Origin of the sequence: Albidovulum sp. (genome assembly GCF_041919395.1) — a bacterium.
In the GTDB taxonomy this organism is placed as follows: domain Bacteria; phylum Pseudomonadota; class Alphaproteobacteria; order Rhodobacterales; family Rhodobacteraceae; genus Albidovulum.
Map to the genome: position 1 here is coordinate 1 of NZ_JAYRTX010000031.1, position 16,148 is coordinate 16,148.

Here is a 16,148-nt window from a genome sequence, read left to right on the forward strand (position 1 = left end):
GCTTCGCCTCGCTCTATACCGACCGGGCGATCACCTACCGCACGCTGAAGGGCTTCGCGCACGAGAAGGTCGCGCTCTCGGTCGGCGTGCAGCTCATGGTGCGCTCCGACCTCGGCGGCTCGGGTGTCATGTTCTCCATCGACACGGAGTCGGGTTTCGACAAGGTCGTGCTGATCAACGCCGCCTGGGGGCTCGGCGAGAACGTCGTGCAGGGCGCGGTCGATCCCGACGAATACCAGGTCTACAAGCCTTTCCTGTCGCGCGAGGGACTGAAGCCGATCCTTGCGAAGTCGCTCGGCGGGAAGGAACAGAAGATGATCTACGCGAAGGGCGCGGCCCGGCCCACGCGAAACGTGCCGACATCCAGGGCCGAGCGGGAGTCCTTCGTGCTCTCCGACGCCGAAATCCTTGCCCTCGCGCGACAGGCCTCGGTGATCGAGGACCACTATGGCCAGCCGATGGACATGGAATGGGCGAAGGACGGCGAGACGGGGGTGCTCTACATCGTGCAGGCCCGGCCCGAGACGGTGAAATCGCGCGCCGAGGCGGCCGCCTTCAGCAGCTACAGCGTGACGGCCAAGGGGCCGGTGCTGACGACCGGCCTGAGTGTCGGCGAGGCGGTTGCCACGGGAGAGGTCTGTCTCCTGAACTCCGCCGCCGAGATCGACCGCTTCGTCGACGGCGCCGTGCTCGTCACCTCCACGACCGACCCCGACTGGGTGCCGGTGATGAAGCGCGCCGCCGCCATCGTCACCGACCACGGCGGGCGCACCTCGCACGCCGCCATCGTCAGCCGGGAGCTTGGCCTTCCGGCCATCGTGGGCACCGGCAACGCGACGCACGTCCTCCATGACGGGCAGGAGGTGACGGTCTCCTGCGCCGAGGGCGAGGAGGGATTCGTCTATGCCGGCGCCGCCGAAGTGACGGTCGAGGACATAAGGCTCGATGCCGTGCCCGGGACGCGGACGAAGGTGATGCTGAACCTCGCCAACCCCGCCGCCGCCGCGCGCTGGTGGCGGCTGCCGGTCGACGGCGTCGGGCTGGCGCGGATGGAGTTCGTCGTCACCAACGCGGTCCGCGTCCATCCGCTCGCGCTGACCCGCTATGCGGACCTGAAGGACGAGGCCGCGAAGGCGGAGATCGACCGGCTGACGCGGGGCCATGCCGAGCGCACCGACTATTTCGTCGAGAGCCTCGCCATGGGCCTCTCGCGCATCGCCGCGACCTGGTTCCCGAAACCCGTGATCGTGCGGATGAGCGATTTCAAGACCAACGAATATGCCGAGCTTCTGGGCGGGCGGCAGTTCGAGCCGGCCGAGGAGAACCCGATGATCGGCTTTCGCGGCGCCTCGCGCTACTACTCGGATGCCTACCGCGACGGCTTCGCTCTGGAATGCCGGGCGATCCGGCGGCTGAGGGAGGAGATGGGCTTCACCAACGTCATCGTGATGATCCCCTTCTGCCGCTCGCCGGAAGAGGCCGACCGGGTGCTGGAGGTGATGGCCGCGAACGGGCTCGTGCGCGGCGAGGGCGGGCTTCAGGTCTATGTGATGTGCGAGATTCCGTCGAACGTGATCCTCGCCGAAGAGTTCGCCCAGAGGTTCGACGGCTTCTCCATCGGCTCGAACGATCTCACCCAGCTCACCCTCGGCGTGGACCGCGACAGCGAGGCGCTGGCGCCCCTTTTCCGCGAACGCGACCCCGCCGTGCTGTGGATGATCCGAACCGTGATCGAACGGGCGCACAAGGCGGGTTGCAAGGTCGGTCTGTGTGGGCAGGCCCCGTCCAACGACCCCGATTTCGCGCGGATCCTCGTCGAGGCGGGGATCGACTCCATCTCGGTCACGCCCGACAGTTTCCTCGCCGTGAAGCGCCACGTGGCGGCGGCCGAGGCGCGATAGTCAGTCGCGAAGCGCCCGGTCGAGGTTCCGCGCCCGGGCGAGCGCCGCTGCGTCGGCATTCCGGAGGTCCTTCAGGCGCGCCGACGTGAGGTCGGCGTCGACGAAGACCGCTCCCGCCACATCCGCGCCTTCGAGATTCGCGCCGCCGAGCGTGGCCATCGAGAGGTCCGCCCCGGTGAAATCGGCGCCCGAAAGGTCGGCGAACTCCATGTCTGCCCGCGCCATCCGCGCGTCGCGGAAGATCGCGCCCGCAGCCCTCGCCTGGCGCAGCACGCCGCGCATGAGGCCCATGGACTGGTTGCGCATGTCGGCCGAGAAATCCGCCCCGGTGAAATCCGCCCCCGTCAGGTCCGCCCCGGTGAAATCGCCGGCCGCGCGCGCGCCCCGCGCTGTGGCGCGGACGAGCGTCGCGCCCCGAAGCTGCGTCTGGAACAGGCTCGCCCCGTCGAGGTTGGCGCCCGCAAGGTCTGCCCCAAGCATCCAGGCCTGATCGAGCACCGCCCCCGCAAGCCGTGTGCCCCTGAGCGACGCGCGGTTCAGCGACGCGGCTCGAAGGTTCACCCCGGAGAGGTCGAGACCGGACAGGTCGAGCCCGTTCAGCCATTGCCCGGAGAGGTCGACCGGCCGGCCGGACGCGACCAGCCCCGCGACCTCCGCCCGGGTCATCCCGGCCTCGGTCATTTTCGGCGCGGAAAGATCGACGCCGGCCATGGGGTCCTGCGCCCACGCCGGGCCGGCCGCCATGATTGCACCGAGCGCCAGTATGCTCCAGAGCCGCATCGCCGCTTCCCTCAGCCGCCCAACTCCTCCACCGTCCCCAGTGTCCTCCCCGGCGGCCTCCTGCGCAACCGTCACCGGATCCCGGGCCTGACCGCCCCCCTGCGCGGTCCGGCGCCGGGCCGCCGACGGGGCGGGCATGGCGGGCGTCAGCGCGCTTGCCTGCGCACGTCTTCCGTGCATAGAGTTGACGGCGGACAATCAGGAAACAAATCGGCGGCCACGACCTGGCGGGAACAGCCGGGCGGCGCGGGGCGGGAACCCGCGAAGCGTCGCCGGTCATGGGAGGAGCCCTGATGACACGGAAAGCCGACGCCGCGCATGCGGTGCCGATCCACTCGGCGCTCGTGATCGACGATCACCCGCTCTACTGCGACGCGCTCGCCTCGATGATGGAGACGGTCTTCAACATGCGGCGGGTGCGCAAGGCCTCTTCGCTGACCGATGCGCTTCAGGTGCTGCGGTCACGCTTCGCGCCCGATCTCGTCGTGCTGGACCTCAACCTGCCCGATGTCTCGGGGCTGAGCGGATTCCTGAAGATCAAGGACAAGGCGCCGGACGTGCCGGTGGTTGTGATCTCCGCCTTCGCCTCGGACGAGGTCGTGCAGTCCGTGCTCTCGGCCGGTGCCGCCGGGTTCATCCCCAAGGATGCCGCGCGGGAGACGCTGCGCGAGGCCATGATTGAGATATGGGACGGCAAGACCTACGTGCCCGCAGGCTACAAGGCGCCGACCCGGCCGGCGGGGGACGACCCGAGCATCGCCGAGGTCTCGCGCAAGATCGCGGGGCTTTCCCAGCAGCAGGCGCGAATCCTGTCGCTGATCTGCAAGGGCAAGCCCAACAAGCTCATTGCCTACGAGATGCAGTTGGCCGAGGCGACGGTGAAGGCGCATATCACGGCCCTTCTGCGCCGGCTCGGGGTGCAGAACCGCACCCAGGCGGCGCTCCTCGTGCGCGAGGTCTCGATCCGCCACCATCTGCAATAGGCGGCGGGCTCGGGGAGGCGCCGGGGGGGGGAGGACGACCATGCCACGCGATCTGGACACGTGCCCGGCCGAGGCGGTCGCCATTGCCGTGACCTATGCCTCGGCGCCCGAGGCCGCCGTGGCCGAGATCGCCGGCCGGCTCGCCCAGGTCGAGGCGAGCTTCGTCCTTCTCTTCGTCCCGCACCGGATGGACCGCGCGGGTCTGGCCGCGGCCCTCGCCCGGCAGATGCCCGCCACCGCCGTCTTCGGCTGCACCACGGCGGGCCAGATCACGCCCAGGGGTTACGACAGCGACGGGATGGTGGCGCTCGCCTTCCGGCGCGCGCATTTCCGCGTGGCCTCGGCGCTCATCAAGCCGCTCACCCCGGTCCGCATTGCCGACATCGTCAGCCAGACCGAGCGGCTGGCCGCGCGCTTTCCGGCGACGGCCGGCCGGCGGCGGCTCGCGCTCATCTTCGCCGACGGGCTTTCGAAGCAGGAAGACATCCTTGTCGCGGCGCTCGAGGCGGGGCTGAAGGACATTCCCGTCTTCGGCGGCTCGGCGGGCGACGGGCTCGAGTTCGCCGAGACCCACGTGCTCCACAACGGCGCCTTCCACCGCGACGCCGCCCTTCTCCTCCTGCTCGAGACCGACCTCGGCTTCCGGGGCCTCGGGTTCGACCACTTCACGCCGACCGACAAGCGCATGGTCGTCACCCGCGCCGTTCCGGACGAGCGGCTGGTGCTGGAGATCAACGGGACACCGGCCGCGACGGAATATGCCCGGCTCGTCGGCGTGCGCCATGACGAGCTCTCGCCCATCATCTTCGCCGAGAACCCGGTGCTCGTCCGCTCGGGCCATACCTACCACGTCCGCGCGATCCAGGAGATGCGGCAGGACGGCGGGCTGACCTTCCTCTCGGCCATCGACGACGGACTCATCCTGACGCTCGGTCGCGGCAAGGAGATCATCCGCACGCTCGACGCGGGCCTCACCGTCGCCGACGAGGCCGGCGCACCACCTGATCTCATCCTCGGCTTCGACTGCATCCTGAGAAAGCTCGAGATCGCCCACAAGGGACTGGAGGACGAAGCCTCCGAACGCTTCCGCACCCACCGGGTCGTGGGCTTCAACACCTACGGCGAACAGCATCTCGGCGTGCACGTGAACCAGACCTTCGTCGGCATCGCCTTCTTTCGGCAAAGGGCGGAGGCCGCGCTGTGATCGACACCGACGACCCGCTTGCCCTGCAGGTGGAAAAACAGGCCCGGATCATCGACGCCCTGATCCGGCGGGCCGACCGGGGCCACGAGGTCGGCGGTTCCGCCTTCTCGCTCTTCCAGTCGGCGATCGCGTTGCAGGCCGCGGTCTGGGAGAAGACCAAGGACCTGGAGGTCGCGCTCGACACGCTCGGCCGCGCCTCCTCGGAACTTGAACGCGCGCAGCGCTCGCAGGAGCGGATGAGCCGCCATCTCGCCGATGCGATGGTGGCGGTGGAAGGCGGCTTCGCGCTCTTCTCCGAGGACCGGCTGCAGGTCTGCAACGACTTCTTCCGCCGCCTGCTGCCCGATGTGGAGCCCTTGATCGAGCCGGGTCTCGGCTTCGAGGACTATCTCGATGCCGTCGCACGAAGCCGCTTTATCGCCGCCGCCGACGGCGGCGCCCCGTCGGCAGCCGCGCTCGCCACCGTCCAGCCGCGTGACCGGCGCTATGCGAGCCATGTCCTCGGGCTGAAGAACGACCGCTGGTTCCAGATGTCCTGCCGGGAAACCAATTCCGGCAACATCGCGATCCTGCAGACCGAGATCACCGACCTCGTGCGGCAGAACCAGCGCGAGAAGGACAGGCTTATCGACGAACACGCGCGCTTCCTGCAGGCGGCCTTCGACCACATGTCGCTGGGCGTCTGTACCTTTTCGGCCGACGGCGCGCTCCTTGTCAGGAACGACCGCTTCGGTGCCCTCCTCGGCGTTCCCTTGGCGCTTTTGCGCAAGGGCACCGGCTTCCAGCGGATCACCGAGTACATCGACCGTTTCGAGGCGCTGCGTCCGCACGGTTCCGCCTCGGGGCGGTCGGACGTCGACGGCTGGGCGCGCCTCCTGCGCCGCGGCGGCATCGTGCAGGAACGGTTCCGCCGCCCCGACGGCGTCAGCCTCGACATCCATGTCCATCCCCTGCCCGACCACGGCTTCATCGTCTCGCTCCGCGACGTCACGGTGGAGATGGAAGCCGCCGCGGCGCGCGAGCGGATCAACGAGACGCTGGAGCGGCGCGTGGCGGAACGCACGCAGGCGCTGACGGAGGCGAACCGGCTCCTGCGCCTGCATGCGACCGAACAGGCCGAGGCCGAGGAGGCGCTGCGCGAGGCCAAGGAGGCGGCCGAGGCAGCCCATGCTTCCAAGACGCGGTTTCTTGCCGCGGCGAGCCATGACCTCCTGCAGCCGATCAACGCCGCCAAGCTCTACATCTCGACGCTGAAGGAACGTGTCTGCGAACCCGCCGCAGCCGACACCGTCGAACGCATCAGCCGCTCCTTCGCCTCGATCGAGACGCTCCTTCACGCTCTTCTCGACATCTCCCGGCTGGACAGCCCGGGGGCGGAGTTCAACGTCACCGCCTTCGCCCTCGACGCGCCGCTCCAGAGCCTTGCCGAGGACCTTGCGCCGCTCGCGGCCGAAAAGGGTCTCTCGCTTCGCGTCCGGCCCTGCGGCCGCTGGGTGCGCAGCGACCAGCGCTACCTGATGCGCTCGATCCAGAATCTCGTCGTGAACGCGATCCAGTACACCGAGCGGGGCCGCGTGCTCGTCGGGTGCAGGGTCACGGGCCAGAAGCTGCGGATCGAGGTGTGGGATTCCGGCATCGGCATCGCAGAGGCGGACCGGCGCCGCATCTTCAACGAGTTCACCCGCATCGACAAGGCGCGCGGCGGCGCCGGCATGGGCCTTGGTCTTTCGATCGTCGAACGCGCCTGCCGGCACCTCGGTCATCGGGTGGGGCTCAGGTCCCAGCCCGGAAAGGGCTCGGTCTTCTCGATCGAAGTGCCGCTCGCGCCCCCCGAAGAGGCCGACGCGGTGCCACTGCATCCGGGCGACTCCCGGCCGCAGGGCGCGCTCGACCGGATCGTGATGGTCGTCGAGAACGACGCCGACGTGCTGCACGCGACGGTGCAGAAGCTGGACGGCTGGGGGGCGAGCGTGCTGGCCACCGCATCGACCACGGGCGCGCTCGACCTCATGGCGGGCCTCGGCACGGCGCCCGACATCATCCTGGCCGACTACCAGCTCGACGACGGCGACGACGGCGTGGCGACGATCCGCGCGCTGAGGCAGGCCGCCGGCGCCGATATCCCCGCGATCATCATCACCGCCAACCGGTCGAAGGCCCTTCTTCAGCTGGGCGAGCGCATGGACTTTTCCGTCCTGACGAAGCCGGTGCAGCTTGCCCGGCTCAGGGCCCTGATCGACTGGAAGACCCGCCGAAACGTCGCCTGAGCGAAAGCACCGACCAAAGTCCTTGGTGACTTGGGGCGGCGGCGGCTTACCCTTGCAGTGGAAACGGCATCTTCCAGGGAGGGAGGAGGGCATGCGGCTGCGGATCGTGTTGCTGGCGTTGCTTGCGGGCCTTGGCGACGGGGGCGTGGCAGAGGCCGCGCCGGGCTACGAGATTCTCTTCCGCGAAGGGGTGCTCGACGGCATGGCGGAGGGCAGCGAGCTGGCCTATTCGGTCGCACGCGCCGGCCGCTCGGCGCCGGAACGCGCGGGAGAGGCACCCCTTGCCGGTTCCCCGCAGGCGCTCGTCCTCGCGCTCCGGCCCGGCGACGAGGTGGAACTGACGGTCGAGGACGGCCAGCACCGCCAGCAGGCCGGCCGATTCCCGGCCTCGGTAGGCAATCCGCTGATCATGTATTTCCTTGAAACGGTGCTCCGCGACATGGCCAACCAGGCGGGCGGCAGCCCCTTCTACATCCGCAACCGGATCAAGGAGGCGATGCTGGCCGAGGCCGAGGTGCGCCCCGTCACGCTCAGCCTCGCGGGCGGGGAGACAGTCACCGGTCAGGAACTCGTCCTGCATCCCTTCGCCGAGGATGCCGCGCGCGACCGGATGGCCGGCTTTGCCGACCTCGCCATCACCGCGCAGGTCTCTGACGCCGTGCCCGGCTGGTACTACACGCTGAGGGCCAGCGCCCCCGCGCCGGACGGCTCGGATGGGCCCGGCTACACGAACGCGATCACCTTCGTCCCGGGAGCGGCGGAATGACGCGCGCGCCGGCTCTTGCCCTCGCCGCCCTTCTGGCCGCCCCCGCGGCCTCGGCGCAGGACCTGGCCGAGCGGCTGAACGACTACCCGACGGAGGCCCGGGCCGACTATGTCTTCGGCTGCATGGCTGCCAACGGGCAGGACCGCATCACGCTGAGGAAATGCGCCTGCTCGATCGACGTCATCGCCTCAATCCTGCCCTACGACAGGTATGTGGAGGCCGAGACGGTGCTGATGCTCCAGCAGGGAACGGGCGAGCAGCTTTCGGCCTTCAAGACGATGCACGTGGCGACCGAGGCCGTCGCCACCCTCCGCCGCGCCCAGGCGGAGGCGGAGATCACCTGCTTCTGATCCGCCTCAAGCCGGCGGGTCCTTCGGAAGCTCGGCGTCGAAGACGTTGCCCTCGGTGTCCGTCGCATGGACTGTCAGCGCCGGCGCACCGTTGTCGGTGTAGTCGAAGCGGAAGACCGGGTTTTCCGAGATCGAGATGCCGCCCTCCATCGTGAAGAGCATCTCGTCGCCCTGCCGCACCTCCAGCCGGTCGATGAAATGCGCCGGGATGAAGAGCTGGGTGATCTGGTCGCGCTGGAGCCCCGAGTAGTTGGGGTGGCGGATCATGATCTGGGCCTCGCGCCGCTGGCCGGACACCTGCGCCGGCTCGGGCGCGAAGAGCTTCAGCCGCATCTCGCCCATGCCCGCGAGGGCCGCCGCCGGGTCCTTCGTCGCCGGGGCGGAACAGCCGCCCGATGCCTTGACGAAGCGTCCGGTCATGAAACTGCCCTCCGCCGTCTCGGCGATGACGCGGAGGTTGGAGTACTGGTTCACGCGCACCCGTGCCTCGAACTTCAGGGGATGCATCGCGGGCCCGAAGGCGAAGCTGCCGGCCAGCGGCGCTGGATTTTCGTCGATGACGAGCTTCAGGCCGGTGATCGACGGGCCGGGATCGGTCTGGGTGATGACGACGGGCACCGTGGCCGCATCCTCCGCACGCAGCGGCGTGTCGAGCGCAAGAAGTGCCGCGCCGTCCGCAGGAACCGCGTCGCCGACAATGTCGCCGGCGATCTCGCCCCAGGTCGGGCTTTCGATCATCGGGGCCTCGGCCGCACCCGAACCGACGGGCAGGAAAGCAAGTGCCAGCGCCACCAGCGCCGCGCGGTGCGGAAACTCTCTCATGCCGGTCCTCCCTCCGAGTTCGCGGAGTGTAGCACAGGCGCGGCAGCACCAGAATTCAACCTTTCGGATGTGTGGCGCCGGGGCACGAACGCGGTCAGGATCGGCGGCGGGAGGTCCGCGATGTTCGAGGCGTTCGTCACCCTCTGCCTCGCCGCCGGGGGCCCGTGCCGGGTCGCGCTCCTGCCCGGTTACGGCGCCGATACCCCGTCGGCCTGCATGGCGGCACTGTCGGAGCGTCCGCCCGCGGTGCCGGAGGAGGCGGCGGGCGCGCCCCGCTGCGCCCCCCGCCCCGTCGCGGACCTCTCCTTCACCGAGATCGCCCCCGGCGTCTTCGCCCACCGCGGCGCGATCGCCGAGCCCGATGCCGAGAACCGCGGCGACGTCGCCAACATCGCATTCGTGATCGGCAGCGAGGCGGTCGCGGTGATCGACGCGGGCGGCTCGCGGGCCGTCGGGGAAGCGGTCTACCTCGCCATCCGTGCGCGCACCGGCCTGCCGATCCGCGCCCTCGTCCTCAGCCACATGCACCCCGACCATGTCTATGGCGCGGCGCCTCTCGCCGAGGCCGGGGCCGAGGTGGTGGGCCGCGCGGGGCTCGCCCGCGCGCTTGCCGACCGCGCCGTGTCCTACGCCGAGGGATTCGGGTCGCGGATCGGTGCGCCCGGGTTCCTCGGCACCGCGCTTCCCCGGGTGGACCGCGAGGTGGCGGAGCGGACCGGGATCGACCTCGGCGGCCGCGTCCTCACGCTCGAGGCCGAGCCGACCGCCCACACGGCCACCGACCTCATCGCCACCGACAGCGCGACGGGCGTCCTCTTCGCCGGTGACCTGGTCTTTGCCGAACATGCACCGGCACTCGACGGGTCGCTCCCGGGCTGGCAAGGGGTGCTGGGGCGGCTCACCGCGCGCAAGGCACCCCTCGTCGTCCCCGGCCACGGCGGCCCCGCCCTGCCCTGGCCCGGGGGCGCGGCCCCCCTCGCCCGCTACCTCGACACGCTCGCCGCCGATACGCGCGCGGCACTCGCCGCGGGATCGCCGCTGTCGGAGGCCACCCGCAACATCGGCGTCACGGAGGCGGCGCACTGGCGGCTCTTCGATCTCTACAACGCCCGCAACGCGACCGCGGCCTATACCGAGCTGGAATGGGAGTGACTATTCGGGCAGGTATTCCTTGAGCATCTGAGCCACCGCATAGGCGCGCTTTTCCAGCAGCACCGGCGTCTCGCAGACATAGGTGAGCGAACGCTCGCGGTCGCGGTAGATCCGCTCGTCCCAGTCGATCTGATCTTCCAGCGCGTCGAGCCGGTCGAAGTCGGGCTGCTTCCCGGCCTCGATCCGCGCGAACTCCGCATGGGCAAGGTCGATCCTGGCGGCGAGTGCCGCCTGCGCGTGGGCATAGCGGGAAATGCCGCCGATCAGCCGGGTACGGTCGCGGTCGATGCGTTCGAAGGCGTCGCGGAAGATGGCGCCGAGCGTGGCGGCATCGGGCCGGTTCGCCCCGGCGAATCCCGCGACGCGCGCGGCCGCCTCCTCGAGACTCACGCGGCGGAGCGCGAGGGCCGCGGCGAGGTCGGCCGCGGCCCCGGCGACCGGCACCTCGGGCAGAGGGCCGGGCCAGAGCACGGCCGCCGACATGGGCCCGGTCTTGCGCTGGACGCAGGGCCAGTCGGGATCGCCCGTCTCCGCCGCCACGGGCAGCACGGCAGCCAGCGCGAGCGCCGCCGCGGCGAACCCTGCGCGGATGGTCTTCATGGCGCGTCCTCCCCTCGCGGTTGCAGGCAGTATAGGCGCACGGCGCGGATCGACCCAAGGGGCCGATTCACAAACTAAGGTATCAATTGTCCGGTCTTCCCCCCCGCCTATACTCGTCGGCAAGGCTGCAAGGGGGCTGCCAAGGCCCCGGAAGACAGGGTAAGAAATCGCCAGATTTCTTATTGGGAGGAAGACTATGCGGACACGTGCGGCCGTCGCCGTCCAGGCGGGCAAGCCCCTCGAGATCATGGAGGTGAACCTCGCCGGGCCGCGCCCGGGCGAAGTGATGGTGGAGATCAAGGCCACCGGCATATGCCACACGGACGAGTTCACCCTGTCCGGCGCCGACCCCGAGGGGCTTTTCCCGGCAATCCTCGGGCACGAAGGCGCGGGCGTCGTCGTCGAGGTGGGCGAAGGCGTCTCCAGCGTGAAGAAGGGCGATCACGTGATCCCGCTCTACACGCCCGAATGCCGCCAGTGCCCGTCCTGCCTCAGCCGCAAGACGAACCTCTGCACCTCGATCCGCGCCACCCAGGGCAAGGGCGTCATGCCCGACGGCACCTCGCGCTTCTCGACCCTCGATGGCGATCCGATCCTGCACTACATGGGCTGCTCGACCTTCTCGAACTACACGGTGCTCCCTGAGATCGCGGTCGCCAAGGTGCGCGAGGACGCGCCCTTCGACAAGATCTGCTACATCGGCTGCGGCGTGACCACCGGCATCGGCGCGGTGATCAACACCGCCAAGGTGGAGATCGGGGCGAAGGCGGTGGTCTTCGGCCTGGGCGGGATCGGGCTCAACGTCATCCAGGGGCTGCGCCTCGCCGGGGCCGACATGATCATCGGCGTGGACCTCAACCCCGCCAAGGTGCCGATGGCCGAACACTTCGGGATGACCCATTTCCTCAACCCGAAGGAAGTGGACAACGTCGTGGCCGAGATCGTCAACATGACGAAGACGCCCTTCGACCAGATCGGCGGGGCGGACTACAGCTTCGACTGCACCGGCAACGTCAAGGTGATGCGCGACGCCCTGGAATGCACCCACCGGGGCTGGGGCCAGTCGATCATCATCGGAGTGGCGCCGGCAGGGGCGGAAATCCAGACGCGGCCGTTCCAGCTCGTCACCGGGCGGGTCTGGAAAGGCACCGCCTTCGGCGGCGCGCGCGGGCGCACCGACGTGCCTAAGATCGTGGACTGGTACATGGACGGGAAGATCGAGATCGACCCGATGATCACCCACACGCTGAAACTCGACGAGATCAACAAGGGCTTCGACCTCATGCACGCGGGCGAATCCATCCGCTCGGTCGTCGTCTACTGAGTTCCGTCCGGTCCGGGCACCCGGGCCGGAGTCACCATCAAGGCGGGGGGCCAGCCCCCGCAGACCCCAGATCGTCCGGCGGCAGCCGGCCGGATGCCCGCGCGGGCGAGTCCGGCCCCGAACGAGGCTTGCCCGCCCCCAGGATGGACCGATGAGCGACGGCGCGATGACCGAACACCTGCACCTCGTCTCCGAAAGCCGAAGCTTCGGGGGAACACAGTCGGTGTTCCGCCACGCCTCGGCGGTCTGCGGAACCGAGATGACCTTCGGCGCCTATCTGCCGCCACAGGCGGCACTGGGGCCGGTTCCGGTGCTCTGGTATCTATCGGGGCTGACATGCACCCACGAGAACGCCATGGTGAAGGCCGGGCTGCAGGCCCATGCCGCGAAGGCCGGGATCGCGCTCGTCTTTCCGGACACCTCGCCCCGCGGGCCGGGGGTGGCCGACGACGGCGCCTATGACCTCGGCCAGGGCGCGGGTTTCTACGTCAACGCCACGCGCGACCCCTGGAAGCCGCATTACCAGATGTACGACTACATCACGCGCGAGTTGCGCGGGGTCGTGGAGGCGGCGCTCCCGGTCGGCGAGGCGCACGGGATCACCGGCCACTCGATGGGAGGGCACGGCGCGCTGACCCTCGCCTTCCGCAACCCCGGCCTCTACCGCTCGGTCTCGGCCTTCGCACCGATCGTCAATCCGACCCGGTCGGACTGGGGCCGGAAACAGCTTTCGGCCTACCTCGGAGAGGACGAGGCGGACTGGGCGGTCTACGACGCCTGCCTCCTGCTCGCCGACCTCGGCTGGGAGCGCGACATCCTGATCGACCAGGGGGCGGACGACCAGTTCCTCGACCTCCTGCGCCCCGAGGCGCTGGCCGCGCTCATGGCCGGTCGGCGCCAGCCCGGGGTGCTCCGGATCCAGGCGGGATACGACCACAGCTATTTCTTCGTCGCGAGCTTCGGCGAGGACCACGTCAACTGGCATGCCGAGCGGCTGCACGCCGCCTGAGCGAAGGGAGGACCGGCAGGAATGGGGATGAGGGCAGGAACCACGTTCACCGCGGCACTGGCCGTCGCGGCGGCATCGCTGGCGACGCCTGCCGCGCGGGCCGACGCGGCGGGCGACGCCGCGAAGGGCGAGAAGGTCTTCAAGAAATGTGCCGCCTGCCATGCCGTCGGGGCAGACGCTAAGAACAAGGTCGGCCCGGTGCTCAACGGCATCGTCGGCCGCCCCGCGGCGAGCATTGCGGACTTCGCCTATTCGGACGCGATGAAGGCGAAGGCAGCCGAAGGTCTCGTCTGGACCGAGGAGGAGATCGGCCATCTCCTCGAAAATCCGAAGGGCTACGTGCCCGGAACGAAGATGAGCTTCGCCGGGCTTCGAAAGGAAGAGGAACGCGCCGACGTGATCGCCTATCTGGCGACCTTCGCGGCGCCCTAGGACGCGCAACAGGAGGAGGGAAGCCAACGGAGGAACGAACCAATCCGGACCGGCCCGGAACTCCGGGTCCGCGGAAGGATCGTCAGAGACGCGCGGCCGAACCTCGGAGGAGGTCACCGACCCCGCGCCGCAAAGGGAAAACTGCCATGAACGGCAGCCCGAATGGGAGGAGAACATGAAGCGACTTCTTATCTTGACGACGGCCTTGACCCTTGGCGGTTCCGCCGCGCTGGCCAATGCCGACCTTCAGGCGCTCATCGGTGACGCCAACCAGTGGGTCATCCAGACCGGCGACTATGCCAACCAGCGCTATTCCAAGCTCGACCAGATCAACAAGGACAACGTGGGACAGCTTCAGGTCGCCTGGACCTTCTCGACCGGCGTCCTGAGGGGGCACGAGGGCTCGCCGCTGGTGATCGGCGACGTGATGTATGTGCACACGCCCTTCCCCAACATCGTCTATGCGCTCGACCTGAACAACGACGGCAAGGTGATCTGGAAATACGAGCCGAAGCAGGACCCGAGCGTCATTCCGGTGATGTGCTGCGACACGGTGAACCGTGGCCTCGCCTATGCCGAAGGCAAGATCTTCCTGCATCAGGCCGACACGACGGTCGTGGCGCTCGACGCCAAGACCGGCGCGGTGGCATGGTCGGTGAAGAACGGCGACCCGGCGATCGGGGAGACCAACACCGCGACCGTCATGCCGGTGAAGGACAAGGTGATCGTCGGCATCTCGGGCGGCGAGTTCGGTGTACGCGGGTCGGTCACGGCCTACAACATCGCCGACGGCAGCCTCGCCTGGCGCGCCTATTCGATGGGCCCGGACAGCGACACGCTGATCGACCCCGAGAAGACGACGCATCTCGGCAAGCCGGTCGGACCGGATTCGGGCACCAACACCTGGGAAGGCGACCAGTGGAAGATCGGTGGCGGCACGACCTGGGGCTGGTATTCCTACGATCCGGAGCTTGACCTGATCTACTACGGCAGCGGCAACCCCTCCACCTGGAACCCGTCGCAGCGGCCTGGCGACAACCGCTGGTCGATGACCATCATGGCCCGCGACCCGGACGACGGGATGGCCAAGTGGCTCTACCAGATGACGCCGCATGACGAGTGGGACTTCGACGGCATCAACGAGATGATCCTGACCGACCAGGAGATCGACGGCCAGATGCGCAAGCTTCTGACCCACTTCGACCGGAACGGCCTTGGCTACACGCTCGACCGCGAGACGGGCGAGCTTCTCGTCGCCGAGAAGTTCGACCCGGCCGTCAACTGGACGACCGGCGTCGACATGGACCCCAACTCGGCCAACTACGGACGTCCCGCCGTGGTGGCGCAGTACTCGACCGAGCAGAACGGCGAGGACGTGAACTCGACCGGCATCTGCCCGGCGGCCCTTGGCTCGAAGGACCAGCAGCCGGCGGCCTATTCGCCGCAGACGGAGCTCTTCTACGTGCCGACGAACCACGTCTGCATGGACTACGAGCCCTTCCGGGTGAGCTACACCGCCGGTCAGCCCTATGTCGGTGCCACGCTCTCGATGTACCCGGCGCCGAACAGCCACGGCGGCATGGGCAACTTCATCGCCTGGGACGGCAAGAAGGGCGAGATCAAGTGGTCGCTGCCCGAGCAGTTCTCGGTCTGGTCGGGGGCCCTTGCCACCGCCGGCGGGGTGGTCTTCTACGGCACGCTGGAAGGCTACCTGAAGGCGGTCGATGCCGAGACGGGCAAGGAGCTCTACAAGTTCAAGACCCCCTCGGGCATCATCGGCAACGTGATGACCTACACGCACGGCGGCAAGCAGTATGTCGCGGTGCTGTCGGGCGTCGGCGGCTGGGCGGGCATCGGCCTTGCGGCCGGTCTGACCAACCCCAACGACGGTCTCGGCGCGGTGGGCGGCTATGCGGCGCTTCACGACTACACCGCGCTCGGCGGGTCGATGACCGTCTTCGCGCTGCCCGACTGAGGCCAACGAGCACCGGACCGGCGCGGCCTTCGCGCCGGTCCCCTTTCCCCCGAGGAATCGAGCATGACACGGATTTCGTTACTGATCCTCTGCGCCGCTGCCGGAAGCCTCGCCGCGCCGGCCCGCGCGCAGAACACGCCCGAGAACATCGACCCCGTCACCTTCGAGGCCGGGCGGTGGTATGCCGAGAACGGCGTGCCGACCTACAAGATCGAGGCCGACGGCACAATCGACTGGGCGACCTATTCCGGCTTCCGCCGCTATCACTCGGAATGCCATGTCTGCCACGGGCCGGAAGGCGAGGGATCGAGCTACGCGCCCGCGCTGAAGACCTCGGCCGTGACGATGGACTACTACGACTTCGTCGACGTGGTCACGAACGGCCGCCAGAAGGTGAACGCCGCAGAGACCTCGGTGATGCCCGCCTTCGGCACCAATGCCAACGTCATGTGCTATCTCGACGACATCTACACCTACCTAAAGGCGCGCGGCACCGAGGCGCTGCCCCGCGGGCGGCCGGCCAAGCGGGCCGAGAAGCCCGACGAGACCCGCGCGGCCGAAGCGGCCTGCCTGGGGAGCTGAG

The 16,148-nt window shown here is 69.0% G+C and carries 15 protein-coding genes; 12 read left to right on the plus strand and 3 right to left on the minus strand.

The window, feature by feature from the left end; genetic code table 11:
* On the plus strand, positions 1–1,901 hold a 1,901-nt coding region (ppsA, locus tag ACMUOO_RS07275), incomplete at its 5' end, for a phosphoenolpyruvate synthase (RefSeq protein WP_413854975.1).
* Here the strand turns inward: ppsA and ACMUOO_RS07280 are convergent.
* The gene (locus ACMUOO_RS07280) at positions 1,902–2,681 is read right to left on the minus strand and encodes a pentapeptide repeat-containing protein (RefSeq protein WP_301918836.1); all 780 of its coding nucleotides are present in this window, start codon (positions 2,679–2,681) and stop codon (positions 1,902–1,904) included. It lies immediately after the preceding gene.
* 293 nt (positions 2,682–2,974) lie between these two features.
* On the opposite strand from ACMUOO_RS07280, the gene ACMUOO_RS07285 reads away from it, so the two are divergent.
* The 5 genes from ACMUOO_RS07285 (at position 2,975) to ACMUOO_RS07305 (ending at position 8,251) form a co-directional block, all read left to right on the plus strand.
* Positions 2,975–3,664 (plus strand): response regulator, encoded by a 690-nt coding sequence (locus ACMUOO_RS07285; RefSeq protein ID WP_301918835.1) that lies wholly within the window; start codon positions 2,975–2,977, stop codon positions 3,662–3,664.
* Between the two features lie 40 nt (positions 3,665–3,704).
* Positions 3,705–4,868, plus strand: coding sequence for an FIST N-terminal domain-containing protein (locus ACMUOO_RS07290; protein WP_301918834.1), 1,164 nt, complete (start codon positions 3,705–3,707; stop codon positions 4,866–4,868).
* The gene (locus tag ACMUOO_RS07295; protein WP_301918833.1) at positions 4,865–7,135 is read left to right on the plus strand and encodes an ATP-binding protein; all 2,271 of its coding nucleotides are present in this window, start codon (positions 4,865–4,867) and stop codon (positions 7,133–7,135) included. The genes ACMUOO_RS07290 and ACMUOO_RS07295 overlap by 4 nt, the downstream gene beginning before the upstream one ends.
* Before the next feature lie 91 nt (positions 7,136–7,226).
* Entirely contained in the window at positions 7,227–7,901 is a 675-nt protein-coding gene (locus ACMUOO_RS07300) for a hypothetical protein (protein ID WP_301918832.1), read from the plus strand.
* Positions 7,898–8,251: a hypothetical protein gene (locus tag ACMUOO_RS07305; protein WP_301918831.1), complete on the plus strand. Its 354-nt coding sequence runs from the start codon at positions 7,898–7,900 to the stop codon at positions 8,249–8,251. The genes ACMUOO_RS07300 and ACMUOO_RS07305 overlap by 4 nt, the downstream gene beginning before the upstream one ends.
* A gap of 6 nt (positions 8,252–8,257) precedes the next feature.
* On the opposite strand, the gene ACMUOO_RS07310 is transcribed toward ACMUOO_RS07305, so the two are convergent.
* Positions 8,258–9,073: a quinoprotein dehydrogenase-associated SoxYZ-like carrier gene (locus tag ACMUOO_RS07310; protein ID WP_301918830.1), complete on the minus strand. Its 816-nt coding sequence runs from the start codon at positions 9,071–9,073 to the stop codon at positions 8,258–8,260.
* A 120-nt stretch (positions 9,074–9,193) separates the two neighbouring features.
* Between ACMUOO_RS07310 and ACMUOO_RS07315 the strand changes: the two genes are divergently transcribed.
* Positions 9,194–10,225 (plus strand): quinoprotein relay system zinc metallohydrolase 2, encoded by a 1,032-nt coding sequence (locus tag ACMUOO_RS07315; protein WP_301918829.1) that lies wholly within the window; start codon positions 9,194–9,196, stop codon positions 10,223–10,225.
* On the opposite strand, the gene ACMUOO_RS07320 is transcribed toward ACMUOO_RS07315, so the two are convergent.
* Entirely contained in the window at positions 10,226–10,825 is a 600-nt protein-coding gene (locus ACMUOO_RS07320) for a hypothetical protein (protein WP_301918828.1), read from the minus strand.
* A 196-nt stretch (positions 10,826–11,021) separates the two neighbouring features.
* On the opposite strand from ACMUOO_RS07320, the gene ACMUOO_RS07325 reads away from it, so the two are divergent.
* The 5 genes from ACMUOO_RS07325 to ACMUOO_RS07345 all read left to right on the plus strand — a co-directional run bounded on the left by ACMUOO_RS07325 (position 11,022) and on the right by ACMUOO_RS07345 (position 16,147).
* Entirely contained in the window at positions 11,022–12,149 is a 1,128-nt protein-coding gene (locus ACMUOO_RS07325; protein WP_301918827.1) for an S-(hydroxymethyl)glutathione dehydrogenase/class III alcohol dehydrogenase, read from the plus strand.
* Positions 12,150–12,300: 151 nt separating this feature from the next.
* Positions 12,301–13,158, plus strand: a complete 858-nt coding sequence (gene fghA, locus ACMUOO_RS07330; RefSeq protein WP_413854976.1) for an S-formylglutathione hydrolase — start codon at positions 12,301–12,303, stop codon at positions 13,156–13,158.
* Between the two features lie 27 nt (positions 13,159–13,185).
* Positions 13,186–13,590, plus strand: coding sequence for a c-type cytochrome (locus ACMUOO_RS07335; protein ID WP_413854977.1), 405 nt, complete (start codon positions 13,186–13,188; stop codon positions 13,588–13,590).
* Positions 13,591–13,765: 175 nt separating this feature from the next.
* A complete protein-coding gene (gene xoxF5, locus ACMUOO_RS07340; RefSeq protein WP_301918825.1) occupies positions 13,766–15,565 on the plus strand; it encodes a lanthanide-dependent methanol dehydrogenase XoxF5 in 1,800 nt (599 codons plus the stop codon).
* Between the two features lie 63 nt (positions 15,566–15,628).
* Positions 15,629–16,147: a c-type cytochrome, methanol metabolism-related gene (locus ACMUOO_RS07345; protein WP_301918824.1), complete on the plus strand. Its 519-nt coding sequence runs from the start codon at positions 15,629–15,631 to the stop codon at positions 16,145–16,147.
* Position 16,148: the final 1 nt, after the last annotated feature.